The sequence below is a fragment of the Methylobacterium sp. WL103 genome, assembly GCF_008039885.1.
Taxonomy (GTDB): Bacteria; Pseudomonadota; Alphaproteobacteria; order Rhizobiales; family Beijerinckiaceae; genus Methylobacterium; species Methylobacterium cerastii.
Map to the genome: position 1 here is coordinate 1 of NZ_VRUX01000228.1, position 6,554 is coordinate 6,554.

Annotated in this window: 6 protein-coding genes; 5 read left to right on the forward strand and 1 reads right to left on the reverse strand. The window is 70.6% G+C overall.

What is annotated here, in order from left to right; all coding sequences use genetic code 11:
* Positions 1-380 precede the first annotated feature (380 nt).
* Both FV222_RS14535 and FV222_RS14540 read left to right on the forward strand, forming a co-directional pair.
* On the forward strand, positions 381-2,267 hold the full coding sequence (locus tag FV222_RS14535) for an ABC transporter ATP-binding protein (protein ID WP_147761582.1): 1,887 nt from the start codon (positions 381-383) through the stop codon (positions 2,265-2,267).
* Positions 2,268-2,383: 116 nt separating this feature from the next.
* The gene (locus FV222_RS14540; protein ID WP_147761583.1) at positions 2,384-3,295 is read left to right on the forward strand and encodes a cell envelope integrity EipB family protein; all 912 of its coding nucleotides are present in this window, start codon (positions 2,384-2,386) and stop codon (positions 3,293-3,295) included.
* 18 nt (positions 3,296-3,313) lie between these two features.
* On the opposite strand, the gene FV222_RS14545 is transcribed toward FV222_RS14540, so the two are convergent.
* Positions 3,314-3,625 (reverse strand): DUF3572 domain-containing protein, encoded by a 312-nt coding sequence (locus FV222_RS14545; protein WP_147761584.1) that lies wholly within the window; start codon positions 3,623-3,625, stop codon positions 3,314-3,316.
* A gap of 79 nt (positions 3,626-3,704) precedes the next feature.
* Between FV222_RS14545 and FV222_RS14550 the strand changes: the two genes are divergently transcribed.
* The 3 genes from FV222_RS14550 to FV222_RS14560 all read left to right on the forward strand — a co-directional run.
* The gene (locus FV222_RS14550) at positions 3,705-4,076 is read left to right on the forward strand and encodes a response regulator (protein ID WP_147753907.1); all 372 of its coding nucleotides are present in this window, start codon (positions 3,705-3,707) and stop codon (positions 4,074-4,076) included.
* Positions 4,077-4,137: 61 nt separating this feature from the next.
* Positions 4,138-5,511 (forward strand): PleD family two-component system response regulator, encoded by a 1,374-nt coding sequence (locus FV222_RS14555; protein ID WP_147761585.1) that lies wholly within the window; start codon positions 4,138-4,140, stop codon positions 5,509-5,511.
* A gap of 174 nt (positions 5,512-5,685) precedes the next feature.
* A partial coding sequence (locus FV222_RS14560; protein WP_187277339.1) for an acetyl-CoA carboxylase carboxyltransferase subunit alpha occupies positions 5,686-6,554 on the forward strand: 869 nt, incomplete at its 3' end.

Consider the following 6,554-nt stretch of genomic DNA (forward strand, 5'->3'; position numbering starts at 1 on the left):
GCCGCGGGCGGCGTCGCGACGGGCCGCTCGTCCACGGGGGCTGCGCCGTGCGGCAAAAAGTACTGGACCAGGGCGGCGAGGCAGCCCGCGACGACCAGCAGAAGCGAAATCCGCAGAATCGCCGAACCGCTCAGCATCTCCTCTCCCATCCCTGTGATTTTTCAAACTCTTGCCAGGATAGGGACTTCACGCTGCTTGAGCAAAGCGCGGCATCGACGATCGAGGCGTCGTCAACAGGTGTCGGGGCCAAGACATCACCATCGAGACGTCGCCTTCCGACGACGCCAACGGCGGGAACTTGATCGAACGTCCCGCCGGGGCCGACGCGCATCCAGCCTCCGGCATCGACGCCGGGTCCTCGGCGGCCCATACCGGCCGGAATGCCGACCACCCGTCTCGACACCGTCCTCGCCGCTCCCGTCGCCGCGGCGCGGCGCCATCTCGCCGAACGCTTCGGATCGGTGCGCTACCTGCCGGCCCTGTTCGCGCAGGTGCGCGCCGCGAGCCCGCGCCTGTTCGCCGCAAGCCTCGCCCTGCGCCTCGTCGGCGCCGGCCTCCCGGTGGCGACCCTATGGCTCGCCAAGCTGATCCTCGACGCGATCGTGGCGGAGCACGCCCGGCCGCGCGCCACCCCGATGAGCTTCGACGCGTGGCTCTCGGACCCGCACCTGTCGCGGCTCGCCGCCCTCGTGGCCGCCGAGCTCGCGCTGGCGATCCTCGCCGACCTGATCGGCCGCCTGAGCACGCTCGTGGACGGCTTGCTCGGCGACCTCTACTCCAACGCCGCCTCGCTGCGGCTGATGCGCCATGCGGCGGCCCTCGACCTCGCCCAGTTCGAGGACAGCGCGCAGCAGGACCGGCTCGAGCGGGCGCGCCGGCAGGTCACCGGTCGCACCAGCCTGATCGGCCAGGCGTTCGGGCAGGGGCAGGCGCTGGTGACGCTGCTGTCGTTCGCGGCCGGCGTCGCGGTCTACACCCCCTGGCTGATCGTGCTGATCGCGGCGGCCTTGATCCCCGCCTTCCTCAACGAGGCGCACTTCACCCGCGCCGGCTACCGCCTGGCCTGGATGCGAACCCCGGAGCGGCGGCGGATCGACTACCTGCGCTACCTCGGCGCCAGCGTCGAATCGGCCAAGGAGGTCAAGCTGTTCGGCCTGAACGGCTACATCACCGACCTCTATGCCGGCTTGGCCGACAAGGTGGTGGCCGACAACCGCGCCTTAGCGATCCGCCGCGCCGGCTGGGGCGGCGCGTTCGCCGCGCTCGGGACGCTGGCCTACTACGCCGCCTACGCCGTCATCGTCTGGCGCACGGTGGCGGGCGGCTTCTCCATCGGCGACCTCGCCTTCCTCGCCGGCGCCTTCCAGCGCCTGCGCGGGCTGATCGAGGGCCTGCTGCTCGGCTTCACCCAGATCGCGGGCCAGTCGCAGTACCTGGAGGACCTGTTCTCGTTCTTCGCGATCGAACCGTCGATCCACTCGCCCGACCGCCCCGTGCCCATGCCGGCGCCGATCCGGCAGGGCCTGACGTTCGAGGATGTCGGCTTCCGCTATCCCGGTTCGGAGGCCTGGGCGGTGCGGCACCTCAGCTTCACGCTGGCGGCCGGCGAGACCCTGGCGCTCGTCGGCGAGAACGGCGCCGGCAAGACCACCATCGTCAAGCTGATGACCCGTCTCTACGACCCGACCGAGGGGCGCATCCTGCTCGACGGCCTGCCGCTGCCGGCCTACGACCTCGACGCGCTGCGCGCCCGCATCGGCGCGATCTTCCAGGACTTCGTCCGCTTCGACCTCACCGCCGGCGAGAACGTCGCCGTCGGGCGGATCGAGGCGCGGGACGATTCCGAGCGCATCGGCCGGGCGGCGGTGCGCGGCCTCGCCGACGCGGTGATCGCGCGGTTGCCGGGCGGCTACGACCAGCCTCTCGGCAAGCGCTTCGACGGCGGCGTCGACCTCTCCGGCGGCCAATGGCAGAAGATCGCCCTGTCGCGGGCCTACATGCGCGACGCCGAGATCCTGATCCTCGACGAGCCGACGGCGGCGCTCGACGCGCGCGCCGAGTACGACGTGTTCCGCCGCTTCCGCGATCTCAGCGCGGGCCGGGCGGCGGTGCTGATCTCGCACCGCTTCTCCACCGTTCGGATGGCCGACCGCATCCTCGTGCTGGAGGACGGCAAGGTGCTCGAAGCCGGCACGCACGACGCGCTCCTCGCCCGCCGCGGCCGCTACGCCGAGCTGTTCGAGCTCCAGGCGGCCGGCTACCGCTGATCCGGCCCGGCATTGCTCCGGATCTGGCATTGCTCCGCGCCCGGCACCCACTACCTGCAGCCTGCGCATGCGCATGACTTTTCACCTCGGCGGTCGCCGCCTCGGGAGTTTCCACGATGCCACGTCACGCCACCGCCCTCGTCGCCGCGCTCCTCGCCGGCGCGGCCTGCTTCGGCGAAACGGCGCACGCGGCGCCGGCGACCCCGGATGCCGCGACCAAGCCGGCGCCCGAGAGTCCGAAGTCCCAAAAGCCCGAGCCGGTGATCCTCGCCAACCATAAGGCGGTCTACGACCTGTCGCTGGCCTCCAGCGGCGGCACGCGGTCGGTCGAGAGCGCGCGCGGGCGCATCGTCATCGACTTCAAGGGCGACGCGTGCCGCGGCTACACCATGCAGACGCGGCAGGTGACCGTGCTCGAATCGGGCGAGAGCGGCGGCCGCACCTCGGACCTGCGCAACACCACCTTCGAGGGCGGCGAGGCCCGCGACTTCCGCTTCCGCACCGTGACGGTGCTGAACGGCCAACCGAGCCCGGCCGTGGACGGCACGGCGGATGCGAACGGCGACGCCTTCAAGATCCGGCTCAAGGAGCCGAAGAAGGAGCAGGTCTCGGCCGACGGCCCGGTGCTGTTCCCGAGCCTGCACATGCGCCGCCTCGTCCAGGCCGCGCGGGCGGGCGAGACCACGATGTCGGCCAAGGTCTTCGACGGCTCGGACGACGGCAAGAAAGTCTACGACACCCTCGCGATCATCGGCCGCCGCGCCACGGGGTCGACGAACGCCGCCGCGTCCGACCGCGACAAGCCCCTGCACGAGGGCGCGATGGCCGCCGTGCCGCACTGGCCGGTGACCTTGAGCTACTTCACCCAAGGGGAGGGCGAGCGCACCCCGATCTACACCCTGACCTTCGACCTCTACGAGAACGGGGTCAGCGGCGCGCTCAAGCTCGATTATGGCGACTTCGCCATCCTCGGCGACATGACCCGCCTCGACCTCGACAAGGCGCCGGACAAGCCCTGCGCCCCGTGAGCGGCGCGGCGGCGCCTGTCAGAACTCGTCGGAGCCGCGCGGGGAGAGCCGTCCCCACGCCGCCGCGATCCGCTCGGGCTTGATGTCGAGCCCCTTGGCGCAAGCGAGCAGGACACCCTCGTCGCCCATGACGTGGTCGAGGACGCCCGCCAGGAACGCCGGGTCGGACAGAGACGCCCGCACGGTCTCGGGCGACAGGCCGGTGGCGTTCAGGAACGGGAACAGCCGGTCCTCGTCGGCGACGATCCAGCCGAGCACGTCCACGGCCAGGTTGTGGTCCGCTCCGGTGGCTCGCCCGGACCCATCGTCTTGAAGTGATTTGCGATTCATCAACATCTGGCGCTTACAAAGGAGGGAAGTCGGGTAACGTCCCGTAAAGGACGCGCGGCGGCACCGGGATCGAAGCGTGATGAAGAAGACGGTGCTCATCGTCGAGGACAACGAACTGAACATGAAGCTCTTCAACGACTTGTTGGAGGCCCATGGCTATGCGACCCTCAAGACGGCCAACGGCATCGAGGCGATCGAGCTCGCCCGCGCCCACCATCCCGACCTCATCCTGATGGACATCCAGCTCCCAGAGGTCTCGGGTCTCGAAGTGACCAAATGGCTCAAGGAGGACGACGACCTCAAGCACATTCCGGTCGTCGCGATCACCGCCTTCGCCATGAAGGGCGACGAGGAGCGCATCCTCGAAGGGGGCTGCGAGGCCTATTTGTCCAAGCCGATCTCCGTCGCGAAGTTTTTGGCAACAGTTCGCACGTATCTTGCCGACAAGTAGGGTTCGGATCGAGCCCTCGCCGGCGCCTTCGATCGCCCGCTGAAATTTTGTGCGAGGAACGATGTCGGCCCGCGTCCTGATCGTCGACGACCTCTTCCCGAACGTGAAGCTTCTGGAGACGAAGCTCGCGCTGGAATATTTCGACACCGTCGCGGCCATGAATGGCCCGGACGCGATCGCGATCTGCGAGAAGGGTCTGTGCGACATCGTCCTGCTCGACGTGATGATGCCCGGCATGGACGGGTTCGAGGTCTGCCGCATCCTCAAGAACAACCCGCTCACCGCGCACCTGCCGGTGGTGATGGTCACGGCCCTCGACCAGCCCTCGGACCGCCTGAAGGGCCTCGACGCCGGCGCCGACGACTTCCTGACGAAACCGATCGACGACACCGCCCTGTTCAGCCGTGTGCGCAGCCTCGTTCGCCTCAAGGCCGTCACCGACGAGCTACGCAGCCGCGCGCTGGCCTCGCGCGAGTTCGGCATGGGCGACCCGCTGGCGCTCGCGACCGCCGAGACCGGCCTCAACGCCAGCCTGCTGCTGGTCGAGGACCGGCGCGGCTCGGCCGAGCGGATGGCGGCGGCGCTCGGCCAGTACCACACGGTCACGGTCGAGGCCGACCCGCAGGCGGCGATCCACGTGGCGGCCGAGGGCAACTTCGACCTCGTGCTCGTCAGCCTCGACCTCGAAGGCTTCGACGGGCTGCGCCTGTGCAGCCAGCTGCGCAGCCTGGAGCGCACCCGGCAGGTGCCGCTGATCATGGTGGCCGAGGCGCATGACCGCGCCCGGATCGTGCGCGGCCTCGATTTCGGGGTGCACGACTACCTCCTGCGCCCGGTCGACCGGAACGAGCTGGTGGCGCGGGTCCGGACGCAGATCCGCCGCAAGCGCTTCTCCGAGGTGCTGCGCGGCGCCGTGCAGGCCTCGATGGAGATGGCCGTCACCGACGGGCTCACCGGCCTGCACAACCGGCGCTACCTCGACAATCACCTCGCCGGCCTGTTCGCCGATCCGCGGCTGCGCGAGCGCCCGGTGGCCGGGCTGATCCTCGACATCGACCACTTCAAGGCGATCAACGACACATACGGCCACGAGGCCGGCGACGAGGTGCTGCGCACCTTCGCCGAGCGCGTGCGCCTGCACACCCGCACCATCGACATCGTCGCCCGCTACGGCGGCGAGGAGGTGGTCATCCTACTCCCCGACGCCGGGCTCTCCGAGGCCTACGCCATCGCCGAGCGCATCCGCGAGCGGATCGAGGGCACGCCGTTTCAGGTTCACCGCGACACCCGCAGCGTCGCCGTCACCGTCTCGATCGGCGTCGCGAACCGGCGGCCCGAGGATGTCGGCCCCGGCGAGATGCTGAAGCGGGCCGACCTCGCGCTCTACCGCGCCAAGGCTTCGGGCCGGAACCGTGTCGAGGCCCAGGCGGCCTGACACCCGCCGACATCGGCCGAGCCGCCTCCGCTCGCCCCGACGTCGCCGCACCGCCGGTTGACACCCGTCCACGCTTCGCCAACACCTCGCGCCGTTCGCGGCCGGGGCCGCCGGCACCTGCACCCGCGGCCGCTCCGGCCTTCGGATGGGAGTCCTGTGACGACGATGGCGGCGATGCGCTCCTACCTCGATTTCGAGAAGCCCGTGGCCGAGCTGGAGGCGAAGCTCGAAGAGCTTCGCGCCGTCGGCGCCCGCGACGGCGCGGTCGCGATCAGCGAGGAGGTCGGGCGGCTGGAGGCGAAGGCGGCGCAGGCGCTGGCCGAGATCTACGCCAACCTCACCCCCTGGCAGAAGACGCAGGTCGCCCGGCATCCGCAGCGCCCGCATTTCGTCGATTACTGCGCCGGGCTGATCGAGGAATTCACGCCGCTGGCCGGCGACCGCGGTTTTGGCGAGGACGCGGCGATCGTCGGCGGCATGGGACGCTTCCGCGGCCGTCCGGTCTGCGTGCTCGGCCAGGAGAAGGGCGCGACCACCGAGACGCGCCTGCGCCACAACTTCGGCATGGCGCGGCCCGAGGGTTACCGCAAGGCGGTGCGCCTGATGGAGCTCGCCGACCGCTTCGGGCTGCCGGTGCTGGCCTTCGTCGACACCGCCGGCGCCTTTCCCGGCATCGAGGCGGAGGAGCGCGGGCAGGCCGAGGCCATCGCCCGCTCGACGGAGGCTTGCCTCGGCCTCGGCGTGCCCAACGTCGCCCTGGTGATCGGGGAGGGTGGCTCGGGCGGCGCCATCGCGCTCGCCACCGCCAACCGCGTCTTGATGATGGAGCACGCGATCTACGGCGTGATCTCGCCGGAGGGCGCCGCCTCGATCCTGTGGCGCGACCAGGGCCGCGCGCCCGACGCCGCCACCGCGATGAAGATCACCGCGCAGGACCTGATGCGCCTCGGCATCATCGACACCATCGTTCCCGAGGCGACCGGCGGCGCCCACCGCGACCGCTCAGGCGCCATCGCGGCCGCAGGCGACGCCCTGGCCGGCGC

Excerpts from the sequence above, each read along its gene's own strand:
- FV222_RS14535 (WP_147761582.1), top strand. The coding sequence starts at position 381 with ATGCCGACCACCCGTCTCGACACCGTCCTCGCCGCTCCCGTCGCCGCG.
- FV222_RS14540 (WP_147761583.1), top strand. The coding sequence starts at position 2,384 with ATGCCACGTCACGCCACCGCCCTCGTCGCCGCGCTCCTCGCCGGCGCG.
- FV222_RS14545 (WP_147761584.1), bottom strand. The coding sequence starts at position 3,625 with ATGAATCGCAAATCACTTCAAGACGATGGGTCCGGGCGAGCCACCGGA.
- FV222_RS14550 (WP_147753907.1), top strand. The coding sequence starts at position 3,705 with ATGAAGAAGACGGTGCTCATCGTCGAGGACAACGAACTGAACATGAAG.
- FV222_RS14555 (WP_147761585.1), top strand. The coding sequence starts at position 4,138 with ATGTCGGCCCGCGTCCTGATCGTCGACGACCTCTTCCCGAACGTGAAG.